The organism is Mesorhizobium sp. WSM4871, assembly GCF_055811295.1.
Genome location: NZ_JBVVPU010000010.1, coordinates 41617 through 63617, shown reverse-complemented (window position 1 = coordinate 63617; position 22001 = coordinate 41617). Strand labels below are relative to the sequence as shown.

General features: G+C 63.9%; 24 protein-coding genes. 7 read left to right on the top strand and 17 right to left on the bottom strand.

Annotated elements, in window-relative coordinates:
- Positions 1-37: 37 nt before the first annotated feature.
- The gene (locus tag AC0L2H_RS20845) at positions 38-544 is read right to left on the bottom strand and encodes an OsmC family protein (RefSeq protein WP_473591976.1); all 507 of its coding nucleotides are present in this window, start codon (positions 542-544) and stop codon (positions 38-40) included.
- 153 nt (positions 545-697) lie between these two features.
- Here AC0L2H_RS20845 and AC0L2H_RS20840 point away from each other — a divergent pair, with 153 nt between their 5' ends.
- Positions 698-2209: a S10 family peptidase gene (locus AC0L2H_RS20840; protein ID WP_473591975.1), complete on the top strand. Its 1512-nt coding sequence runs from the start codon at positions 698-700 to the stop codon at positions 2207-2209.
- Between the two features lie 27 nt (positions 2210-2236).
- Here the strand turns inward: AC0L2H_RS20840 and AC0L2H_RS20835 are convergent, their stop codons facing one another.
- Positions 2237-3271 carry a MerR family transcriptional regulator gene (locus tag AC0L2H_RS20835; RefSeq protein WP_473591974.1) on the bottom strand — a complete coding sequence of 345 codons (1035 nt, stop codon included), beginning with the start codon at positions 3269-3271 and terminating at the stop codon, positions 2237-2239.
- Between AC0L2H_RS20835 and AC0L2H_RS20830 the strand changes: the two genes are divergently transcribed.
- Positions 3270-3428: a hypothetical protein gene (locus AC0L2H_RS20830; protein ID WP_473591973.1), complete on the top strand. Its 159-nt coding sequence runs from the start codon at positions 3270-3272 to the stop codon at positions 3426-3428. The genes AC0L2H_RS20835 and AC0L2H_RS20830 overlap by 2 nt on opposite strands.
- Before the next feature lie 75 nt (positions 3429-3503).
- Entirely contained in the window at positions 3504-4391 is an 888-nt protein-coding gene (locus AC0L2H_RS20825; RefSeq protein ID WP_473591972.1) for a DMT family transporter, read from the top strand.
- A gap of 188 nt (positions 4392-4579) precedes the next feature.
- On the opposite strand, the gene AC0L2H_RS20820 is transcribed toward AC0L2H_RS20825, so the two are convergent.
- Positions 4580-5434 carry a LysR substrate-binding domain-containing protein gene (locus tag AC0L2H_RS20820; protein WP_473591971.1) on the bottom strand — a complete coding sequence of 285 codons (855 nt, stop codon included), beginning with the start codon at positions 5432-5434 and terminating at the stop codon, positions 4580-4582.
- A gap of 114 nt (positions 5435-5548) precedes the next feature.
- Between AC0L2H_RS20820 and AC0L2H_RS20815 the strand changes: the two genes are divergently transcribed.
- On the top strand, positions 5549-5956 hold the full coding sequence (locus tag AC0L2H_RS20815) for a tautomerase family protein (RefSeq protein ID WP_473591970.1): 408 nt from the start codon (positions 5549-5551) through the stop codon (positions 5954-5956).
- 144 nt (positions 5957-6100) lie between these two features.
- Entirely contained in the window at positions 6101-8323 is a 2223-nt protein-coding gene (locus tag AC0L2H_RS20810) for an AMP-binding protein (RefSeq protein ID WP_473591969.1), read from the top strand.
- Between the two features lie 54 nt (positions 8324-8377).
- On the opposite strand, the gene AC0L2H_RS20805 is transcribed toward AC0L2H_RS20810, so the two are convergent.
- From AC0L2H_RS20805 to AC0L2H_RS20765, 9 genes are all read right to left on the bottom strand, one after another.
- A complete protein-coding gene (locus AC0L2H_RS20805) occupies positions 8378-8767 on the bottom strand; it encodes a hypothetical protein (protein ID WP_473591968.1) in 390 nt (129 codons plus the stop codon).
- 54 nt (positions 8768-8821) lie between these two features.
- Complete coding sequence (locus AC0L2H_RS20800; RefSeq protein ID WP_473591967.1) at positions 8822-9640, bottom strand: CDP-alcohol phosphatidyltransferase family protein; 819 nt, start codon at positions 9638-9640, stop codon at positions 8822-8824.
- Between the two features lie 3 nt (positions 9641-9643).
- The gene (locus tag AC0L2H_RS20795; RefSeq protein ID WP_473592179.1) at positions 9644-10381 is read right to left on the bottom strand and encodes a phosphatidylserine decarboxylase; all 738 of its coding nucleotides are present in this window, start codon (positions 10379-10381) and stop codon (positions 9644-9646) included.
- Between the two features lie 89 nt (positions 10382-10470).
- Positions 10471-10818 carry an antibiotic biosynthesis monooxygenase gene (locus AC0L2H_RS20790; protein ID WP_473591966.1) on the bottom strand — a complete coding sequence of 116 codons (348 nt, stop codon included), beginning with the start codon at positions 10816-10818 and terminating at the stop codon, positions 10471-10473.
- Between the two features lie 163 nt (positions 10819-10981).
- Positions 10982-11350, bottom strand: coding sequence for a helix-turn-helix transcriptional regulator (locus AC0L2H_RS20785; protein WP_473591965.1), 369 nt, complete (start codon positions 11348-11350; stop codon positions 10982-10984).
- A gap of 24 nt (positions 11351-11374) precedes the next feature.
- On the bottom strand, positions 11375-11623 hold the full coding sequence (locus tag AC0L2H_RS20780) for a type II toxin-antitoxin system RelE family toxin (RefSeq protein WP_473591964.1): 249 nt from the start codon (positions 11621-11623) through the stop codon (positions 11375-11377).
- A 113-nt stretch (positions 11624-11736) separates the two neighbouring features.
- A complete protein-coding gene (locus AC0L2H_RS20775) occupies positions 11737-13626 on the bottom strand; it encodes an ABCB family ABC transporter ATP-binding protein/permease (protein WP_473591963.1) in 1890 nt (629 codons plus the stop codon).
- Positions 13627-13641: 15 nt separating this feature from the next.
- Positions 13642-13974: an ArsR/SmtB family transcription factor gene (locus AC0L2H_RS20770; RefSeq protein WP_473591962.1), complete on the bottom strand. Its 333-nt coding sequence runs from the start codon at positions 13972-13974 to the stop codon at positions 13642-13644.
- A gap of 64 nt (positions 13975-14038) precedes the next feature.
- The gene (locus AC0L2H_RS20765) at positions 14039-15538 is read right to left on the bottom strand and encodes a LysM peptidoglycan-binding domain-containing protein (RefSeq protein ID WP_473591961.1); all 1500 of its coding nucleotides are present in this window, start codon (positions 15536-15538) and stop codon (positions 14039-14041) included.
- 132 nt (positions 15539-15670) lie between these two features.
- Between AC0L2H_RS20765 and AC0L2H_RS20760 the strand changes: the two genes are divergently transcribed.
- On the top strand, positions 15671-16282 hold the full coding sequence (locus AC0L2H_RS20760; protein WP_473591960.1) for an LOG family protein: 612 nt from the start codon (positions 15671-15673) through the stop codon (positions 16280-16282).
- Between the two features lie 179 nt (positions 16283-16461).
- Positions 16462-17463 carry a transporter gene (locus AC0L2H_RS20755; RefSeq protein WP_473591959.1) on the top strand — a complete coding sequence of 334 codons (1002 nt, stop codon included), beginning with the start codon at positions 16462-16464 and terminating at the stop codon, positions 17461-17463.
- 10 nt (positions 17464-17473) lie between these two features.
- On the opposite strand, the gene rarD is transcribed toward AC0L2H_RS20755, so the two are convergent.
- The 5 genes from rarD to AC0L2H_RS20730 form a co-directional block, all read right to left on the bottom strand.
- Positions 17474-18382, bottom strand: coding sequence for an EamA family transporter RarD (gene rarD / locus AC0L2H_RS20750; protein ID WP_473591958.1), 909 nt, complete (start codon positions 18380-18382; stop codon positions 17474-17476).
- Between the two features lie 83 nt (positions 18383-18465).
- Entirely contained in the window at positions 18466-20088 is a 1623-nt protein-coding gene (gene cimA, locus AC0L2H_RS20745) for a citramalate synthase (RefSeq protein ID WP_473591957.1), read from the bottom strand.
- Complete coding sequence (pip, locus tag AC0L2H_RS20740) at positions 20085-21035, bottom strand: prolyl aminopeptidase (protein WP_473591956.1); 951 nt, start codon at positions 21033-21035, stop codon at positions 20085-20087. The genes cimA and pip overlap by 4 nt, the downstream gene beginning before the upstream one ends.
- On the bottom strand, positions 21032-21508 hold the full coding sequence (locus AC0L2H_RS20735; protein ID WP_473591955.1) for a GFA family protein: 477 nt from the start codon (positions 21506-21508) through the stop codon (positions 21032-21034). The genes pip and AC0L2H_RS20735 overlap by 4 nt, the downstream gene beginning before the upstream one ends.
- Positions 21505-21996, bottom strand: coding sequence for a GFA family protein (locus AC0L2H_RS20730; RefSeq protein WP_473591954.1), 492 nt, complete (start codon positions 21994-21996; stop codon positions 21505-21507). The genes AC0L2H_RS20735 and AC0L2H_RS20730 overlap by 4 nt, the downstream gene beginning before the upstream one ends.
- Positions 21997-22001: the final 5 nt, after the last annotated feature.

The following is a 22001-nucleotide window of genomic DNA, read 5'->3' as shown; positions in this document are numbered from 1 at the left end:
CGGCGACATCTCCCCCTCAAGGGGGGAGATTGGTGCTTCAGCGTCGTGCGCTTACCGTCAATTCAGGCTTCTGGTTGATGGTCTGGAACACCACGCAATAGCGTTCGGTGAGCTTAAGCAGCGCATCGATGCGCTCCTGCGGCTCGTCGGTGTCGAGGCCGAAATTAAGCCGGATGGCGCGGAAGCCGACCGGCGCATCTTTTGCCACGCCAAGCGTGCCGCGAAAATCGAGATCGCCTTCGGCTTCCACCGTGGCGGCGCCGAGCTTGAATTCCAGCGCCGTCGCCACCGCCTTCAACGTTACACCGGCGCAGGCGACCAGTGCCTCCAGCAGCATGTCGCCCGAGCAGAGTTCGAGCCCGGAACCGCCGGTTGCTGGATGCAGGCCGGCAACGGCAAGCGCCCTGCCCGTCTCGACCTTGCAAGCGATCGACTCGTCATCGATCGAGCCCTTGGCCCTTAGCGTGATCAGCGCGCGCGACGCATCGTCCCGATAGGCCTCCTTCAGCGGCGCCTGCATGGCCTTGAGTGCGGTCACGTCCATTTCCATTCCTTTCGACAGTCTTTCGCGCCTTGATAGCAGCCGCAGTGTTTGTGCGAAACCGAAGTGGCAGATCGCCTGGACCGCACAGACCATTTCCTTTGACTTCGATCGCCTCGGCCATACCTATGCGGGAGTTGTTCTCGCGGAGCTGTCATGCCGTTCAAGCTGAAACTGGTCCCCCTCATCCTGCTGGTGCTTGCCGCCTTCGCGCAGCCTGTCCTGGCCGAAACGGCTGAGCGCCCCGCGCCCACAGGCGGCGTGCTGTCGCTGCTGCCGCCACCGCAGACTACAGACCATTCGATCACGCTGGCCGGGCGCAAGCTCGACTATCAGGCAAAGGCCGGCACGTTGTCCCTGCTTTCCGGCAAGGGCGAGGTCACGGCGGAGATATTCTATGTCGCCTATGTCAGGCGGCCGCCAGACGACGAGGCGAAGGAGCCGCGGCGTCCGATCACCTTCGTGTTCAACGGCGGCCCCGGAGCGGCGTCCGCCTATCTGCATCTCGGCGCGCTCGGCCCGCGCGTAATCGCCACCGGAAACGATGGGCAATTCCTGCCCTCGCCGCAAAAACTCACCGACAATCCAGACAGCTGGCTCGACATGACCGACCTTGTCTTCGTCGATCCCGTCGGAACCGGTTACAGCCGCGAGGCGCCTGGCCAAAACACGCACGATTTCTGGGGCGTCAACCAGGATGCCAGTTCGATAGGCGCCTTCATCCGGCTCTATCTTGCGCAGAACGGCCGTACCGGATCGCCGCTGTTCCTCGCCGGCGAAAGCTATGGCGGGTTCCGGGCGGCACTGCTCGCCAGGACCTTGCAGGAAGATGTCGGCATCAGCCCGAGCGGCATCGTATTGATCTCGCCGGCGCTGGAGTTCATGCTGGTGCAACCCGACGAGTTCGAACCCCTGCACTGGGCGCTCGAACTGCCGTCGCTCGCGGCGGTGCGCCTGGGTAGCGAAGGCATTACCGGCCATGCGCTTCAGGAGAAGCTCGCCGAGGTCGAGCACTATGCGCTGAGCGGCTATCTTACGGCCTTAGCCAGCGGACTGGAACAAGGCGGGCGTGTGGCCAGCCAACGCGTGGCCGACATCACCGGCCTGCCGCTTGAACTCGTCCAGCGGAATTTCGCCCGTATCCCGACCGGGCTGTTCGCAAGGGAGTTTGCCCGCGCCAACGGCAAGGTGCTCAGTCCCTATGACGGCACGATCGCCACGGCGGATATCGCGCCAGAGAGCGCCCGCATCGCCGGTCCGGATCCGGTGCTCGACCGCAGCGTGCCAGTGCTGACCTCGGCCTTCACCGGCTATATCAGCGACGAGCTGAACTACCGCACCGACGTCAGCTACCGCTTGCTCAACGGCGAGATCAGCCGCAATTGGGATTATGGCACCTCGCGGCAAGGCTATGCCGGGGTGATGGACGATCTGCAGCGGGCGCGCTCGTTGAACCCCGCGCTCGGCGTCGTGATCGTCAACGGCTACACCGACCTCGTCACGCCCTATCTGGCCTCGCGCTATCTGGTGAACCAGATCCCGTCGCTCACCGATGCAAAACCCATCCGCCTCGATGTCGTGGAGGGCGGGCACATGATGTATTTCAGGCTGGACGGCCGGCGTGCGCTGAAAGAGGCCGCTTCGGAACTTTATAGGGTGACGCAGTGAACACGTCGCTGCAATGCTTTAAGAGATTCAAGCGACTTGCGGCCGCCAGGCAATGACGCCCTCCGTCCGGGCTCGCACCTCAGGCGAGGCCAGGCAGGTGACAACGGCCTCGTAGCCAGGAGTGCCGGGGAATGGGGCGACATAGGTTGGCGGGCTGTGATTGGCGGGGCAGAGGATGATCGCTTCGTCGGCCCCGACAGCCGCCAGGTCCAGGATGGCGCAGGAGCGCGTGAGCAGGAAAAGCGGCCGGCCATCGGGGCCACGGCGGCGCAGATGGGCAATCAGCGCCTCCTGGGAAGCCTGGTCCAGCCCCTGCTCGATCATGTCGACGACCAGGCTAGCAGGACCCTCGGCCTCCAATCCGGCAAGGAGGGCAAGCAGTGCGTCCGACACCGCGGCGCCATCCTCGACCAGCCAGGCCAGCGTCCGGTCGACCCGCGCCCTCAGAGCCGGATCGGCCTCCATGCGGGCAAGAGCCACAGCACATCCGTCCGCCAGACGGTCCAGGCCAAGGAAGGCGCTGTTGGGCAGGCTCTCGGCAAGGCGCCGCGCCAGCCGGGTCTTGCCGCTGCCCAGCGGACCGATGATGTAGTTCAGCGTCCGAACCGGTCCCAGCTCGAACCGCTCGCCACCCCAAGGCCAGGGAAGGTCGAAAGCGACGTCAGGCCCGGTATCTGGCATCATCAGGCGCGCCAGTTCAGCAATGGTTGGCGCTTTGCCTCGAGCGAGGCCGTCCCGCAGGCTGCCGATCTTCTCGATGATGCCGACAAGCTGGCGCAGCCGGCCTTCGAGGATCGCCTGGTGCGCGGCCAAGGCTGACTCCATGCCTCTGGCGTCGCCCTCCACCACCCTCGCCACCTGGGCCAGGCTGAAGCCAAGGCCGCGCAATGCCGCGATCTCGGCCGCGCGGCTCATCTCGACAGGACCGTAGGCCCGCCATCCGGCCGCGGTGCGGATCGGAGCGATCAGGCCTCGCTGCTCATAGAGCCGCAGGGCCTTGGCCGACACGCCGAGCCGGCTGGCGGCTTCGGAAGCGTTCAGGAACTGGGCGGAGGAGCGCATGGAATCACCTTGTTGCCGGCTGACCGCTTTCTTATCGGGGCTGACCCAGGGGCCAAGTCAACAGCGACGTTCGAAGTGTCCCGCGGCCAAGGCTGCCCTGATCTTCACGGCCGGCCTGCTGATCATCGGCAATGAACATTTCCGCAAGCGGCTGTAGGATCAGGTATCCCTGCTGACAGTATGGTGTCAGCACGAGACGGCGTAGTCTGGCGAAATGACGGAGGCTTCCAGCATGCCGGGCACCACCGACACCGCCGCCGAGCGAACCCTTGGCATCACTCTGGTTTCGGCGTCGGCGGCTGTCTTCGGCCTCACCGGCGTGCTGACCAAGTCGATCCATGCCGATCCGCTGATCATCACCTGCTGGCGCGGGTTTGTCGGCTCGATCCTGATCACGCTCTATGTGCTGTGGCGCCGCCACCTTTCCGGCGGGCGCGAAAGCCTGCGCCTTGGCTGGCGAGGCTGGCTGCTGGCCGTCGAGGGAGTGCTGGCCAGCATCGCCTTCATCGCTGCGTTCAAATTCACCTATGTCGCCAATGTCGCGGTCATCTATGCCACGGCGCCCTTCATCACCGCGCTGCTTGCCTTCATCCTGGTGCGCGAGCCGTTCCGCATGCAAACGTTGGCTGCCGCGGCGGTGTCGCTGTGTGGCGTGGCGATAATGGTCGGGTCCGGCTTCGGTACCGGTCATCTCCTGGGTGACGGTCTGGCGCTACTGATGACCATCAGCAGCGCGTTTTACATGATCATGGTACGCGCCTTTCGCGACACACCTGTCGTGTGGGCCGGCGCGGTTTCGGCCTTCCTTCTCTTTCTGCTCGGCTGGTTCGTCACCGATCCGCTAGCCGTTTCGGCCCGGGACGCCGTGCTGCTCGCCACGTTCGGCGCTTCCTTCGCGATGGCCTCGATCCTGTGGACGGAGGGCTCGCGGCTGATCCCGGCGCCCGAATCCGGCTTGCTGGGGTCGGCCGAAGTGCCGTTCGCGATCTTGTTCGCTTTCCTGTTCCTGGCCGAGATCCCGCCTGCCGCGAGCATGATTGGCGGCGTGATCGTGCTCTGCGCCGTATTCGCCCATGCCGGACGCGACTGGCTCGTGGCAAGGAAAGGCGCGGCACCCTGATCGTGCTAAAACCTTGGCCGAAATAAACTGCAAAGTCATGGAACCATCGTCGGGCTCAGACATTGTAGGTGCGACGGGTCACCCCCAAGTCCCCCCAAACCCCTCGACCCGTCTAACCTCCAGCCGACCGCAAGGTCGGCTTTTTCTTTGCAGCGCTCATTCTTGCGGGCGCCCACTCTTTGCTACGGTCAGGCGGACATTGAAAGACTGCCGCTGAACAGCGCGGCAAGATCCTGCGCCGGCCGGTCGGCGCCCTTGCGCAGCCGAATGGCGAATTCGGCAATCGGAACCGCTGGTAGGGCAAGATCGCGCGGCGCTTCGACGATGCCGGAGTGGGCGAAGCGCGCCGTCCTCAACGTCAGCGCGATGCCGGCATTCACGGCCGTGCGCAGGCCGGCCAGGCTGGCGCTACCAGCGGCGATGCGATAACGGCGGCCCGCCGCATCAAGTGCGGCGATCGCCGCTTCGCGAAAGCCGCAATGCGGATCGAGCAGCGCCAGCGGTATCTCGTCCTGGCGCACCGCCAATCCCTTTTGCGAACAGAGCCAGACCATCGGTTCCCTGAGCAGGCCGACTTCGTCCGATGCGGGGGCTTGGCGCATGGCGATCGCCAGATCGAGACCACCGGCCTGCAGCGCCTGGGTCAATTCGGCGGAGCGGCCGACGCGCAATTCGATCCTGACGCGCGGATGGCTGACGGCGAAGGCCCGCAGCAGGTCCGGCAAATCGCTGTCGGCGAAATCCTGTGTCGTGCCGATGGCGACGTGCCCGGCAGCCCGCGCACCCTTCAGCGCCAGCCAAGCCTCGCGATGAGCCGCCAGGATGCGCCTGGCGTGGCCGACGAGATCCTCGCCCGCCGGTGTCAGGCCGCGGCCCCTGCCCTGTGGCGTCAGAAGCTGCTCGCCGACGGTTTCCTCAAGCCGTTGCATCTGCGTGGTGACGGCCGAGGGCGAGCGGCCGACGATCGTCGCCGCCCGTGCCAGCGAGCCGCCGTCGACGAAAGCGAGGAAGGTTTTCAGGAGGTCTGGGTCGAGCATCTGCATAGTTCGGTATTATCAAACCTTTACTTGAAAACAATTTGATTTTTTTGATGTGGTCGTAATGGCATGGTTTGTTCGGCGGTTGATAGCCGTCCGTCCCAAACCAAGGAGAGAAAAATGCCGATCATCAATGTCAGCGTCACCGGCAAGCCGGACGCCGCCTTGTCCGCGACAATCGCCAGGGAAGTCACCGGGCTGACCGCCACGCATCTGCGCAAGGACCCGACGATTACCGCGGTCGCGATCACCTATCTCGAGCCGCAACACTGGTTCGCCGGCGGCAAATCACTGGCCGAGCATAGCGCCAACACTTTCTGGCTCGACATCAAGGTCGTCGACGGCACCAACACGAAGCTCGAGCTGGAGGCTTATCTGCGAGCGATCTTTGCCGCCTTCGGCCAAATCCTGGGAAATGTGCACGAGGAAAGCTACGCCCTGGTGCACGAAGTTCCGGCCGCCGCCTATGGTTTCGGCGGCAAGTCGCAGGAATTCCGCTTCATCAGCGGCAGATTGAAGGCAGCGTGAGGAGACCGACTTCCCTTTCCTATGCAGGAGAAGGTCAGAGCGCACTCACTCCGCATTGACGTCTCCCGCACTTTCGCTAGGTTCTCCCCCCGAAGCGGCCGTGAAAGAGCCGCGATGCGAAAAACCGTTGGGAGAGATGCGGCAATGATCCTGACACTGGCGTTGCTTGCGGGCCTCGTTGCGGCCTGGCTGCTGATCGGCGTGGTGGAAAAGTTCCGCCTCGGCCTGCGCTTTACCCAGGCGCTGCTCTATGTGCCGTTCAAGCTTGCCTACCGAATCGGCGACGACCGCATCAAGATCGCGCGCAAAGCGACGGCCCCGGTCATCTATGTCATCTCCCACCAGTCGCGTATCGAGCCGGCGCTGATGCTGTCGTTGTTGCCTGACGACACTTTGCACATCCTCGACGATGTCTCGGCGCGGTCTCCCTGGCTGGAGCCGTGGCGCGAGCTTGGCCGCACCATCGCCTTCAATGCCGAGCATGTCTTCGTCAGCCGCCGGCTGGTACGAGTGCTGAAGGGCAAGGGCCGACTCGCCGTCTACCTGCCCGACGCGGTCGAGCCCGACGTCAAGACGTTTCGTCTGTTTCGCGCCGTCACCCGCATCGCCATGCAAGCCAACGCCAGCATCGTGCCGATCTTCGTCGCCGGTACGCGCACCTTGCCGGCGTCGCTGACGCCGGCGGACAAGGCGCCGCGCCACTGGTTTGCGCGCCTGTCGATCAGCGTGCTGGAGCCATTGACCATCGCCGAGCTCGTGGCGCGAAACCCCGACCAGGCCTCGAACACCAATGCGCTGTTCGACCGCGTTGCCGAGGCCCGGCTGTTCGGCAGCGATCTCGATCGCGGCCTGTTCCTGGCCATGCGTGACGCCGCCGACCGCGTCGGCGGCTCGCACCCGATCGTCGAGGACGTCATCTCGGGCGCGCTGAGCTACCGAAAACTGTTCATCGGCGCGCGGGTGCTGGGCCGTCGCTTCGAGGCTGTAACCGCGCCGGGCGAAGCGGTCGGGCTGCTTCTGCCTAATGCCAATGGCGTCGTGTTGTCTTTCGTCGGCCTGCTCTCGGCCGGCCGGGTAGCGGCGATGATCAATTACACCGCGGGGCCGGCCAGCGTTACCGCAGCCGTGCGCACGGCGGTGATCCGCACGGTGGTTTCGTCCCGCGCCTTCGTCGAGAAGGCCGACCTTGCCGACATCGTCGCGGCGGTCGAGAAGGGTGGCGCCAAGCTGTTGTGGCTGGAGGATATCCGCGAAAGCGTGACCGCGCTGGAGAAGTTCGCGGCAGCCTTGCGCTGGCGCTGGCCGCTGCAACGGCAGGACGCGGCCAAACCGGCGGTGATCCTGTTCACGTCAGGCTCGGAAGGCACGCCCAAGGCGGTGCTGCTGTCGCACCGGAACCTCTACGCCAACGCCATGCAGGCCGAGGCCCGCATCACCATCTCGCCGGCCGATATCCTGCTCAACGTGCTGCCGGTGTTCCACTCCTTCGGCCTGACGGGCGGCACCATCCTGCCGCTGGTCACCGGGGTAAGGCTGTTCCTCTATCCCTCGCCGCTTCACTACAAGATCATCCCGGAGATCGCGCGCAAGGTGCGGCCGACCGTCATGTTCGGCACCGACACCTTCCTCGCCAATTATGCGCGCACCGCCAAGGACGGCGATTTCTCCAGCCTGCGCTTCGTCGTCGCCGGCGCCGAGGCGGTGAAGCCGGAGACGCGCCGCGTCTACCGCCAGCGTTTCCAGGCCGAGATCATCGAAGGCTTCGGACTGACCGAGGCAGCACCCGTGGTCGCCGTCAACACCGCCATCCACGGCCGCGACGGCACGGTCGGGCGCCTGCTGCCGGCGATACGCATGAAGCTGCAACCGGTCGAAGGCATCAGCGATGCCGGGCAATTGTGGCTCAATGGACCCAATTTGATGATGGGCTACATGACCGCGGACCGGCCCGGCGAATTGCAGCCGCTCGATGGCTGGCACGACACCGGCGACATCGTTTCGGTCGATCGCGAGGGCTTCATCACCATTCGCGGCCGCGCCAAGCGTTTCGCCAAGATCGCCGGCGAGATGGTATCTCTGGGCGCGGTGGAGATGCTGGTGCAGTCGCTGTGGCCGGAAGAACGGCATGCCGCGGTCTCGGTGCCGGACAAGAGGCGCGGCGAGCGCATCGTTTTGGTCACCACCGCCGAAGCCGCCGACGCGGAAGAACTGCGCAAGTTCGGCAAGAAGGCAGGTGCCGCCGAATTGATGGTGCCCAACGACATCGTCAAGGTCGAAGAGATCCCGGCGCTGGGTTCTGGCAAGACCGACTATGTCTCGACCCGCAAGCTGGCGATCGACAGGCTGGGGCTGAGCGCGGCTGCTTGAGGCCGGACCTTGTCGGGAATTTGTTCGGCGATACAGATGAATGGTTTTCGAACTCTAAAGGACCACCACCGACAATAGCAGAATGACGCCGACCCCCATCATCAACAGGCCCGGCCAATTCTGCGACAGGCTTAGGAAACCAAGCCCGCGCCGCCTCGGTTCAAGTGTCGGCCCTGGCGTTGCGAGATTTGGCGTCGGGCGATCCGACGCCGAGACAGGCGCCGGATCGCTGAGCCGCCCGCGCCTGAGGGCCGCGCCCGCCATGTACACAATGCCGGCGACGGTGAGCAACGCACCAATGACGATGACAGCCATTTCTTCACGCTCCTCTTCAGTTCCTGCCTGATTCAGAAGCTTGCGGGGCGCGCGGGCGAAGTGCTCGTGAGGGTTGCGCCTCTCACAATTGCTGACGCCGCAACTCGCGCGCGAGAACAGAACGGTCAAGATGCCCGGCAGGTTCCGACAAGGGCCGTTGAAGAGCCCTGAGCGAGAGCTTTGCTAGCCGATATCAGAAGGTGGAACCTTCTCGCCCTCGCGCTTGGCACGCCTGGTATAGGCACGCACGCTGAACGGCAGGAAGATCAGATAACCGGCGACCGACGCGGTCAGCGTGTACCAGGGATAGGTCATCAGCAGCAGCACATAGAGGACGACGCCGAGGATAACCGGCAACACCTTGTCGCCCGGTATGCGTATGCTCTTGCCGGAGTAGACCGGCAGCCGGCTGACAAGCAGGAAGGCGACGAGGATGGTGAAGCCGGTGCCGATGAAGGCGGCCAGGCGGCTCGGCTCCAGGCCAAGGCGCAGGAAATAGAGGTATAGCGGCAGCATGACCAGCACGGCGCCGGCCGGCGCCGGTACGCCGACGAAATATTCGCTTTGCCAAAGCGGCCGTTCGGTCTTCTCCTCGTCAAGCACGTTGAAACGGGCAAGCCTCAGTCCGCAGGCAATGGTGAACAACAGCGCCGCGATCCAGCCCGGCGAGCCGGCGCGATCGAGCAGGAAGGCATAGAGGACCAAAGCCGGGGCGACGCCGAAATTGACGATGTCGGCCAGCGAATCCATCTGCGCGCCGAATTTGGAGGTCGCCTTCAGCATCCGCGCCAGGCGGCCGTCGATACCGTCGAGAAAGGCGGCAAGCAGCACCATGACCACCGCCGGCTCGAAGCGCCCTTCGAAGCCGAAGCGGATGCCGGACAGGCCGGCGCAGATGGCAAGCACGGTGACGAGGTTGGGCAGCACCATGCGCATCGGGATTTCGCGGATGCGCGGGCCGCCGCTGGCATGCGCCTCGAATTTCTTGAACGGCGCGCCCACCGGTCAGGAAATCCGCACGAGCGGCGTCGCGGCAACGCCGCCGAACTCGGCCAATACGGTCTCGCCGCCGACTGCGGTCTGGCCGACGGCAACGCGCGGCGTCGCGGTCGACGGCAGGAACACGTCGACGCGCGAGCCGAAGCGGATCAGCCCGAAACGTTCGCCGATGGCAACCGCGTTGCCGGGCTCGGCCCAGCAGACGATGCGCCGCGCCACCAGCCCGGCGACCTGCACCGCCGCCACCGTGCCGTTGGGGCTGTCGATAACCAGCCCGTTGCGCTCGTTCTCGGAGCTTGCCTTGTCGAGTTCGGCATTGAGGAATTTGCCCGGCCGGTGCTCGATCCTGGAAATGCGGCCGCGCACCGGAGCACGGTTCACATGGCAGGAAAAGACGTTCATGAACACCGAGATACGGGTCATCTCGCCGTTGCCGAGACCAAGCTCACGCGGCGGCACGGCTGGGCCGACCGCCGAGATGATGCCGTCGGCGGGGCTCACCACCAGCCGGTCGTCGACGGGCGTGACGCGCTCTGGATCGCGGAAGAAATAGGCGCACCACGCCGTCAGTATGAGGCCAACCCAGAATAGGAACGTGGAGAAATATCCAAGCACCAGCGTCGCCGCGCCGAAGGCGGCAATAAAGGGATAGCCCTCGCGGTGGATCGGAACGAACGCATTCTTGATCGTATCGACGAGGCTCATGGATTGGGGCTCATGGGATGGGGGCGGTCCCTGTTTCAGGTCCGGCCTCAATAGCCGAAAGCCCCCCTTCCCGCAACGCAGCAGTGGGAGTGGCTGGCTCACCCGGCGCCAGGCGCGGGCTAACCTTCCTACAACTCGGGCAAGCGCTGATAGTTGGCGATGTCGGCCCGCACGCCAAGCCGGGCGATTGTCTCCTGCGGGTTGAAGCCCGCCCGCTCATGCGCCGCCTTGACGATCGGCACGACGTTGTCGATGGCCGCCTGGTTCTCCCATTCGACGATGGTGACGAGGTTGAATTCGCCTGGCCCCGAGAATTGCTCGAGCAGGAAATCCTGCACGAAGCCTTGCTGAAGGCGCAGCAATTCATGCGTCGCCCTGACCTTGCGCAGTATCTCCTCGCGAGCCTCGGCCGGGACGACGAACTTGTCGACCCTGAATACGCTGTCATTGCCAAGCTTTTGATTCAGTTGATTCATTTTCCGTAGCTCCGATCACAGACAGGCGCACCACGCACCTTGGACCGGAGGTCTACAACCTCAAGCTGGATTGAGGTCAATGAAAAAAATCAACTCCCGAATTCTCAGCACCCATCCGCGCTTAAATCTCTGTTTTTTTGCATGTCGTTGTCGACGACATGCGTTAATCCTCATCGTCGACAATCACCTCAATTGGAAGATCGAGGGCACGGGCGAGGCGCATCCAAAGGCCAACGTCACCAGCGCGTTTGCTATTCTCGATATCAGAAAGATAATTCTGGGCGATGCCGGCCTTCTTGGCCAGTTCACTCTGGGTCATGCTGCGATAGCCGCGCCAGAAGGCGAGCGGCGATACGGCGCCGACCAAGGCGCGAGTTTCATCGGCGGTAAGGCCGGGCACACGGCCGGAGCGGTAGTCACCCAGAGCCACGGCGTGCTCTACTGCTTCCTTCATCACTTCATAATCGCGGCGGGGCAACACGGCGAGTTCCTCGCCGCCCGGTGTCACCAGATAGGTCGTGCTCTTGCTCATGTGCCTTACCTCTCAGTGTGTCCGTCAATCGTAGACCGAGCCGCGAGGGCCGATCTTGGTGACGATCACTTCCGTTGCCGTCTCCTCGAATATCACCCGGAAATCGCCAACGCGCAGCCTGCGATGCGTCGAGCCCTGCATCGTGATGACCTTGTTCGCCAAGGACCCGGGATCTGCAGCATAGGCCTCCATCTTGGCAATGATGCGGTCCGCGTCTGCTTTATGCCTACGCAAGGCCTTGGCGGCGAGAGCCTGAATAACAAGCGTTTTCATCTGAAACGAATATCGCATATTGCGATAATCATTTCAATAGGAAATCGCCATTAGAGATATATCCTTATCTCATTTTGCGATTTCGCAAAGCCTTTCAGTTCACCGGCCAAATTTCACCCCACCTCCGAGGTGCGCCGCCGCACCACCACACCCAGCTCGTCGGTCTCGCGGGCGATGCGCAGCCGCTCCTCGGCCTCGGTCGCCTCGCGCTGGCGATCCCACATCGACGCGTAGAGGCCGTGTTTGGCTAGCAGTGCCGCGTGGGTGCCGCGCTCGGCGATCTGGCCGTCCTTGAGCACGATGATCTCGTCGGCCGTGATCACGGTCGACAGCCGGTGGGCAATGACGATGGTGGTGCGGCCCTTGCTGACAAGATCGAGCGCGGCCTGGATTTCCTGCTCGGTGTGGCTGTCCAGCGCCGAGGTCGCCTCGTCGAGGATCAGGATCGGCGGCGCCTTCAGGATGGTGCGGGCAATGGCCACGCGCTGCTTTTCGCCGCCGGAGAGTTTCAACCCGCGCTCGCCGACCATCGAACGGTAGCCGTCGGGCAGCCGCTCGATAAAAGGTCCGATCTGGGCAAGCTCGGCCGCCTTGCGTACGTCGTCCTCGCTGGCGTCGATGCGGCCGTAGCGGATGTTGTAGGCGATGGTGTCGTTGAACAGCACGGTGTCCTGCGGCACCATGCCGATCGACGCGCGCAGGCTCTCCTGCGTCACGTCCCTGACATCCTGGTCGTCAATCAGCACCTGGCCATCCTGGACATCATAGAAGCGGAACAACAGCCGCGAAATGGTCGACTTGCCAGCACCCGATGGTCCGACGATGGCGACCGTCTTGCCGGCCGGCACTTCGAAGCTGACGCCTTTCAGGATCTTGCGGTTGGGGTCATAGGAGAAATGCACATCGCGGAATTCGATCTTGCCGGCCGAGACGGCGAGCGGCCTGGCGTCTGGTTTGTCGACGATCTCCTGACGGACATCGAGCAGGTCGAACATCTGCTCGATATCGGTCAGCCCTTGCCGGATTTCGCGGTAGATGAAGCCGATGAAGTTGAGCGGCACCGAAAGCTGCATCAGCATGGCGTTGATGAAGACGAAGTCGCCGACCGTCTGCGTGCCGGCCTGCACCTCCAGTGCCGACATGCACATGACGACGACCGTGCCGAGGCCGAAGATAACGCCCTGGCCGAAGTTCAACCAGCCGAGCGAGGTCCAGATCCTGGTCGCGGCGCTCTCATAGCGCGCCATCGAGCGGTCGAAGCGCTCGGCCTCCATCGCCTCGTTGCCGAAATATTTGACCGTTTCGAAATTGAGCAGCGAATCGATCGCCTTGGTGTTGGCGTCGGTGTCGCTGTCGTTCATGTCGCGGCGGATGGTGATGCGCCAGTCGCTCGCCTTCACCGTGAACCAGACATAGATCCATACGGTCACGGCAACGACGGCGACATATTTCCAGCCATAGGTGAAGGCGAAGATGCCAGCTGTGAGTGCGAATTCGAGAATGGTCGGCGCCGTGTTGAGCATGATGAAGCGAACGATCGTCTCGATGCCCTTGGTGCCGCGCTCGATGATGCGCGACAGGCCGCCGGTGCGGCGCTCGAGATGGAAGCGCAGCGACAGTTCATGCATGTGGACGAAGGTGCGGAAAGCGAGCTGGCGCACCGCATACTGCCCGACGCGGGCAAACAGCGCGTCGCGCAACTGGTTGAAGCCGAGCTGGACGAGACGCAGAAAATTGTAGGCGGTCACGAGAGCGACCGGCGCCAAAAGGAAAGCTGGCAACAACGGCGGCAGGGCCGCGCCCTGCCCTGCCAGCGCATTGGTTGCCCATTTGAAAAAGTACGGCCCGGCGACGAGCACGAGTTTGGCGATGACAAGCAGCAAGGTCGCCCAGGTTACGCGCCAGCGCAGATCCGGGCGATCGGCCGGATACATGTACGGCCACAGATTGCGCAATGTATCGAAGGTCGAGCCGGAGTCGGCGGAGACGGTTTTTTCGGGCATTTTCTTGTCCTGTTCTCAGCAGCCGGAGCAGCAGGAGTTGACGAGCGCGGCCAGCGACACGGAAAGACCGGCGAGCGCATCGCGGTCGACCTGATAGCGCGAACGCTGGCGGTCGGGCTCGTAGCGGACCAGACCGGCATCGACCAGTATCTTCAGGTGCTGGGAGACAGTGGACTGCGCCAGGTCGAGATGGTCGACCACCTCCCGGCAGCAGCAGGAGTGGCTGGCCGACAGATGTTTGAGAATCTCGATGCGCGCCGGATGCGAAAGTGCGGCGAGCTTCGTGGCAACGGTCCGGCTGTCGGCAAAGCCGCAGGTGTTCGGGGTTTTAATTGAGGGAACATTCATCGTCTATCGGCGATAGACGATGAATTAACTTTCTTCAAGGACCGGAAAGCAGAAAAAAGATTTTCTACTCAGTCTTCGCCGGGGCTGTTGTCATCTGGTCGCCCATCGCCTTGAGATTGGCGGGTTCGCCTTCCTTCGACTTTTCCGGAACCTTGAACACCTGCCCCGGCCAGATGCGGTCGGGATTCCTGATCTGATCCTGGTTGGCGAGATAAATGGTCGAATAGCGCATGCCCTGCCCATAGACCCGCCGCGAAATCCGCCACAACGTGTCGTGGCGGCGGATGATGACCGCGCTGTCGGCATGCTCGAGCTTTGGCGCCACCGTCTCGGGAACTTCAGTTGGCGGCGTCGCCGCGGCAACATCGGCGGGCGCCTCGGCGGCAGGTGCAGCGGGTGGATTCTTCGCAGCCACGGCTGGCGGCGAAGAAGGCTCTGTCGCGGATGCGGGCGCTTCAGCGGCGGCGCCTGCTGCCTCGGCTGGTTTCGCGTCGTCCGGCTTGGCCTCGGCGGGCGCCACGGCGGCAACCGTCTCACCCGGCTCGCGCTCGAACGGCACGGCGGCGCGGGCCACCACCTTGACCCCGTCGGCATCGAGCGCATCGACATGGATGGTGTAGGTGCCGACCGGAATGTCGCGCGTCGCCTCGACCAGGAAATGGCCATCCGGCGAGGTTTTCGCGTCGCCAAGCAGAATGTCGTTGGCATAGGCGCGAACCTTGCGGCCTGGATCGCCGATGCCGGCGACGAAAATCTTCTTGCCGTCGATCTCGACTGCCTCGACGACGATCTTGGGTTCCGCCCCCGGCGTGGCAGGTGCTGGAGGTGTTGCCGGAGCCGGCGCGGGTGCGGCTTCCACCACAGCAGGCGCGTCGGGCGCCGGTTGGGCCGGCACAGGCGTCGCGGTGGGCGCTTCCGTCGCCGGAGCGCCCGCCTGCTCGCCGGCGGGAGGTGTTTGCGGCTTTGTCTCGGGCGCGGGAACCGTGAGCAGCTCGGATGGCTTGCCCGGTTCCTCGACCATGGCCAGCACCTGGCCCGCCGGATTCTGGGGAATCGAGACAACAGCGGTCTGTGCCGAGTTGATCACCACAGTGCCAGTCGAGCGCAACGTGATCGTATAGTCGCCAGGCTTCAGCGGATTCTCGAGAACGATGGCAAAGGCGCCATCCGAACCGGCGACCGTCGAGCCGAGAACTGTCGAACCATTGAGGACCTCGACCTTGGCGTTGGGCACCGCATTGCCGGCGATGACGATCGAGCCGTTGCTTTCGACCCGAACGATGTCGAAGGTCGGCGCGATCGGGCCGGTCGCGGCGGGTGCAGCAGGAGCTGCCGGAGCAGCCGCATCCGAAGCCGGCGCAGCGGGCGCCATTGCGTTGCTGTCCGGCGCGGGTGCGGCCGGTGTCTTCGCGTCGGTGGCCGTTGGGGGCGTCAGCGTCGCCACTTCCGCCGGCGGCGTACGATTGAGATACGGGTCGAGCGCGCCCGACACATAGGCGGTTCCCGCCGCGGCTACCGAGCCACCCGCCGCGAATAAAAGCGCCTTTAATGGGTTAATTGCCATAGTTCCCTGCCCCTTAGCCACCTAACGCCGGTCTAGCCTGTTTTAGCAAACCCTACAAGAAAAAGGGCCCCGCAAGAAAAAGGTTCGCCCCGGGCTTGACCATACCTGCCGTCCCTATCACCAATCATCGGTATGAACACGATTCGATCCGTCTGCGTCTATTGCGGTTCGTCTCCGGGCCGCGATGAAACCTACGCCAAGGCCGGGCACTTGCTTGGCCGCTCGATTGCCAGGTCTGGCCTGCGTCTGATCTATGGCGGCGGCACCAAAGGCATCATGGGCGCCGTCGCCGATGGCGCGCTCAAGGCCGGTGGCAAGGTGACCGGCATCATTCCGCGCTTCCTGATCAACAGGGAAGCGACCGAAACCGCGCTTGACCGGCTCGATGAACTGGTGATCACCGACAACATGCACGAGCGCAAGCACAGGATGTTCGAGAAATCCGACGCCTTTGTGGCGCTGCCGGGCGGCATCGGCACGGTCGAGGAGATCGTCGAGATCATGACCTGGGGCCAGCTGGGCCACCACCGCAAGCCGATCGTCTTCGCCAACATAAAGGGGTTTTGGGATCCGATGCTTTCGCTGCTCGATCACATGTCGGCCGAAGGCTTCATTCACACCGCCCAGCGGGTCAAGCCGCTGGTGGTCGACGACGCTGAAGCCATTGTCGCCGCCATCATGGTGGCGGGGTCCTCGGTCGATGCGCCAACCGAGGGCGTGCAGTCGGTGATCGACAAGATGTAGGGGAGTAAGGGAGTAGGGTAGTAAGGCAGTACGTGAATTGCAAAGAAAGCCCCCCTACTGCCCTACTGCTGTGACCGACTGTCAAGAAACCGTCACACAAAACCGGCAGCAGCCATGCTAGGTTTCAGGGCCGGCAGCCGCTTGCGCGATGCTGCGTTCAAGAAACTGGCGAAGCGACGATGAACATCGCTCTCAATGCGGAAGGCACCGACCTGTCTCCTTACCTGCCCGACGAGCATGGGCTGTTCTTCATCTATCACTTCACCGCCGAAGGCGTGCGCACCAAGGACGCCGCGCAAGCGCACTGGACCTGGCGCAGCTACCAGCTTTCCGACATGCGCGCCCGCCACGAGATCGCCGCCGATCAGGCTTTGCCGCCGCCGGTGCGCGAAGCCTTCCTGTCCGCCAGCCATGGCTGCCATATCGACCTCGAGGATGATTGGCTCTATGGCGACCTGCCGGACCTGCGCCACGACTATTCGGCGGAAGCGCGCGGACTTGGCCATTTCCGCTTCGCCCTCAACGACACGATGCTGGTCGGCGCCCGCAAGCAACCGCTGCAGTCGGTCGACAATATCCGCAAGGCCATCGAGAACGGGTCGCGCAAGTTCCGCTCGCCGGCCGACCTGATCGAGGCCGTCGTCGGCCAGTCGTTCGACGGGATGGTGGCGGAACTCACCCGCCTCGGCGACACGCTCGATGGCATCGAGGATCGTATCGTCTGCGACGCATGGCACAATGAGCGCCAGGCGCTTGTCGACGCGCGCCGGCATCTGGTGGTGATCCACCGGCAGATGGCGACGCTGAGCAATCTGTTTCGCCATCTCGACCATTCGCATCGCAACGACCTGCTCGACACAATCAACGACATGGCGGCGCGGCTGTCGCACCGGGCGCATACGCTCTACCATGACGGCGAACAATTGCAGGCGCGCGCCCGGCTGTTGCAGGACGAATTGATGGCCAAGCTGACGACCGAGTCGAACCGCTTGCTTTACGTGCTCTCGGTGATGACGGCGGTGCTGCTGCCGATGACCATCATCTCCGGCCTGTTCGGCATGAATGTCGGCGGCCTGCCGTTCCTGGAAACGTCTTCAGGCTTCTGGATCGTCACCCTGTTTTCCTTCGCGGTGGCGGCCATAGTTTTCTTTGTCGTCACGCGGCTGGGCCGCAACGTTTAAAGCGTCGCGTTCAAGCCTTTCTCGCCGAGGTGAACATCGACCAGGAGTAGATCGCCAGCGCCGTCCAGATGAGGCCGAAGGCGATGGCCTGGGTGCTGCCGAAGGGTTCGCCGAAAATCAGCACAGCGATCAAAAACACAATGGTCGGCGCGATATATTGCATGATGCCGATGGTGGAGAGGCGCAGCAGCCTGGCGCCGAACGCGAACAACAGCAGCGGCACCGCGGTGACCGGGCCGCAGCCGATGAGCAGCGCGGTGTCGGCCGCATCGCCTGCTACAAAATGGTCCTGTCCGTTGGCGATCAGGAAGACGATGTAACCCAGCGCCGGCACCGACAAGAGCAGCACTTCGAGTAGAAAACCCTGACTTGGGCCGATCGGCAGCGTTTTGCGGAAGAAGCCGTAGGCAGCGAAAGAAAACGCCAGGGCCAGCGACACCCAGGGCAGCTTGCCGGCATCGACAGTCAGCACCGCCACCGCGACGGCCGCCAGCACCACAGCGGCGACCTGAAGCCGGCCAAGCCGTTCGCTGAGCAGCAGCGCGCCGACGACGACGCTGACCAGCGGATTGATGTAGTATCCGAGCGCGGTCTCGACGGTGCGGTCGACGGCGATCGCCCAGACATAGATGCCCCAGTTGACCGAGATCAGCGCCGCCGTCAGCGCGGCCATTGCGATGGTGCGCGGCGAGCGGATTGCGGCCTTGAAGTCCGCGGTGCGGCCAGCCCAGACCAGAACGGCGGCAGCGATCGGCACCGACCAGACGATGCGGTGCGCAATGACTTCGGCCAGCGGCAGATGCGCGACCGCCTTCATATAGAAGGGCAGCAGCCCCCACAGGAGATAGGCGCCCAGCGCCAGGAGGAAGCCGCGACGGGCGTTGGAGGCTGCGTCCAGTTGAAGTGCTTGCGTGGCCATGGCCCAACGCTATGCGCCAGCCGTCGTGCCAAGACCATCGCAAATTGCTGATGGATCAATGGACTTTCGCTGATGGTTCAAGACTACTCCGCGGCCACCAGTCCGGCCATGTCGCGGTTCTTCATCAGCTTGTAGACGATCGAATCCATCAAGGCCTGGAAGGATGCGTCTATGATGTTTTCGGAGACGCCGACCGTCCACCAGCGGGCACCCGTCGAGTCGTGCGATTCGACCAGCACGCGGGTGATCGCCTCGGTGCCGCCATTCAGGATACGCACCTTGAAGTCTGCGAGTTCGAGGTCGGCGATCTCGTTCTGGTATTTGCCGAGATCCTTGCGCAGCGCGATGTCGAGCGCGTTGACGGGGCCGTGCCCTTCGGCCACCGACATCTTCTCCTCGCCGTCGACCAGCACCTTGACGATCGCCTCGGAGACCGTCTTCAGATTGCCATTGGCGTCGAAGCGGCGCTCGACCATGCAGCGGAACGAGGTGACAGCGAAGAACTCCGGCAGACCATGCAGCATCTTGCGCGCCAAAAGCTCGAAAGACGCGTCGGCGCCTTCATAGGCGTAGCCCTCAGCCTCGCGTTCCTTGACCACTGATATCAGCGCGTCAAGCCGGTGGTCGTCCTTCGGCACGTCGATGCCGCGCCGCTTCAGCTCGGCGAGGAAATTGGCCTTGCCGCCCTGGTCCGAGACCATGACGCGGCGCCGGTTGCCGACAGTTTCCGGCGGCACATGCTCATAGGTCGCCGGCTCCTTGGCCAGGGCCGAGGCATGGATGCCGGCCTTGGTGGCGAAGGCGGAGGCGCCGACATAGGGCGCCTGCGCTTCCGGCGCGCGGTTCAGCAATTCGTCGAATGCGCGCGACAGGCGCGATATGCCGGTCAGCGTCTCGGCCGAAATGCCGGTTTCGAAGCGGTCGGCGAAAGCCGGCTTCAACGCCAATGTCGGCACGATCGAGATCAGGTTGGCATTGCCGCAGCGCTCGCCTATGCCGTTCAGCGTACCCTGGATCTGGCGCACGCCGGCCTCGACGGCAGCAAGCGAATTCGCCACCGCCTGGCCGGTGTCGTCGTGGGCATGGATGCCGAGATGATCACCCGGTATGCCCGCCGCGATGACGTTCTTGATGATGGCGCGGACTTCCGAGGGTTGTGTGCCGCCATTTGTGTCGCACAGCACCACCCAGCGCGCGCCGGCCTCGTAAGCCGTCTTTGCGCAGGCCAGCGCATAGGAGGCGTTGGCCTTGAAGCCGTCGAAGAAATGCTCGCAGTCGACCATCGCTTCCTTGCCGGCGGCAACCGCCGCTTCGACCGAGGCCTTGATGGAGTCGAGGTTTTCCTCGTTGGTGCAGCCGAGCGCGACACGGACATGGTAGTCCCAGCTCTTGGCGACGAAGCAGATGGCGTCCGACTGCGACTGGATAAGTGCGGCGAGGCCGGGATCGTTGGAGGCCGATACCCCTGCCCGCTTGGTCATGCCGAAGGCGACGAATTTGGCGCTGGCCGTGCGCTTCTTCTGGAAGAAGGCGGTGTCGGTCGGGTTGGCGCCGGGATAGCCGCCCTCGACATAGTCGATGCCGAACGCATCGAGCAGCTTGGCGATGGCGATCTTGTCCTCGACCGAAAAGTCGATGCCAGGCGTCTGCTGGCCATCGCGAAGGGTTGTGTCGAAGAGATAGAGGCGCTCGCGAGCCATGGTCATTTCCCCGCAAACTTGTCCGTCGCCCGGACCAGCCGGTCAAGAATCCCGGGCTCGGAATAGGCATGGCCGGCGCCCTCGATCAGATGGAAATCCGCCTTTGGCCAGGCCTTGTGCAGCGCCCAGGCGTAGCGCGCCGGGCACGGCATGTCGTAGCGGCCGTGGACGATGGTGCCGGGAATATCCTTGAGCTTCCAAGCATCGCGCAACAGCTGCCCTTCCTCCAGCCAGCCGGCGTGGACGAAATAGTGGTTCTCGATGCGGGCGAAGGCGACGGCGTAGTCGTCCTCACCGAACGGGCCACTGGTCTCGGGGTCCGGCAGCAGCGTGATCGTCTCGCCTTCCCACAGGCTCCAGGCGCGGGCAGCCTCGATCTGCGCCTTGCGGTCGCTGCCGACCAGCCGCTTGCGGTAGGCGGCCATCATGTCGCCGCGCTCGGCCTCCGGAATCGGCGCCAGGAAGCGCTCCCATTTGTCAGGGAACATTTCGGAGACGCCGAACTGATAATACCATTCGAGCTCGGCGCGGGTCAGCGTGTAGATGCCGCGCACGACCAGTTCGCTAACCCGATCCGGATGGGTCTCGGCATAGGCCAGCGCCAGCGTCGAGCCCCACGAGCCGCCGAACACCAGCCATTTGTCGAAGCCGCACATCTGACGCAGACGCTCGATGTCGGCGACCAGGTGCCAGGTGGTGTTGGCCTCGAGCGAGGCGTTGGGAGTCGACTTGCCGCAGCCGCGCTGGTCGAACAGGACGACGTCGTAGAGCTTCGGATCGAACAGCCGCCGGTGCTTTGGCGAGATGGTGCCGCCCGGCCCGCCATGTAGGAACACCGCCGGCTTGGCGCCCTTGGTGCCTGAGCGCTCCCAATAGACCTGATGGCCGTCGCCGACATCGAGCATGCCGGACTCGAAGGCCTCGATGTCGGGATAGAGGCTGCGCAAGCTCATAGTTTCAGGCCCTGCTGCGGCCAGTTGGCCGTCTCGTGATCGGGATGCTGGAAGGAGATGATCTGCTCCTGCCTCGCGTAATAATCCGAGTCGTCATGGACTGGCGCATCGAAGATGGTCTCGACCCAGGGCAGCCTGGCGGCGTAATTGACCTGGATCCGGGGTGCGAGGTCGGAGCGGTCGTCAAAAGCGCCGATGGCGATTTCGAGCCCGCTGGGCTGCCGGTAGGTCAACGGCGTGCCACAGCGGGCACAGAAGCCGCGATCGATATTGACCGACGACTGGAAATAGCTCGGCTCCTCATGGGTCCATTCGACACCGTCCTTGGGCACCGTCACCAAAGCGCCGAAGAACGAACCGAACTGTTTCTGGCACATGCGGCAATGGCAGATGGACGGGCGGCCAAGCGTGCCCTTGATGCGGAAGCGCACGGCGCCGCACTGGCAGCCGCCGGTTCGAACTTTCTCGGTCATGATCTTTCCTCTGGCGGCCATTGTTCGGTGTCGTGGTCGGGATGCTGGTAGGAGACGAGTTCGGCCAGATAGGGAGCCGACGAGATGTCGGCCATGGTGTCTTCGCCCGGCAATTCGTGGATATGATCGACATAGGCGAGTTTTGCTTCGGTGCCCCACTGGATGGTCGGCACGATGCCGGCCGGATCGTCGAAGGCGGCGATGGCGAGCGCGACGCCGTCGGGCGCCTCGAAGGTCAGTGGCGTGCCGCATTCCGCGCAGAAGCCGCGTAGCGCGGCGCTGGAAGAGCGAAAGCGTTTCGGCTCGCCACGCGTCCAGTCGAGCCTGGCGCCACGCACGGACACCAGCGGCAGGTAGAAATTGCCGCTCGCCTTCTGGCACATGCGGCAATGGCAGACGGAGGCATCACCCAGTGCGCCTTCGACGCGGAAGCGCACCGCGCCGCACTGGCAGCCGCCTGTATAGACCGGCCGGTTGTCGAGGCTCATCGCAG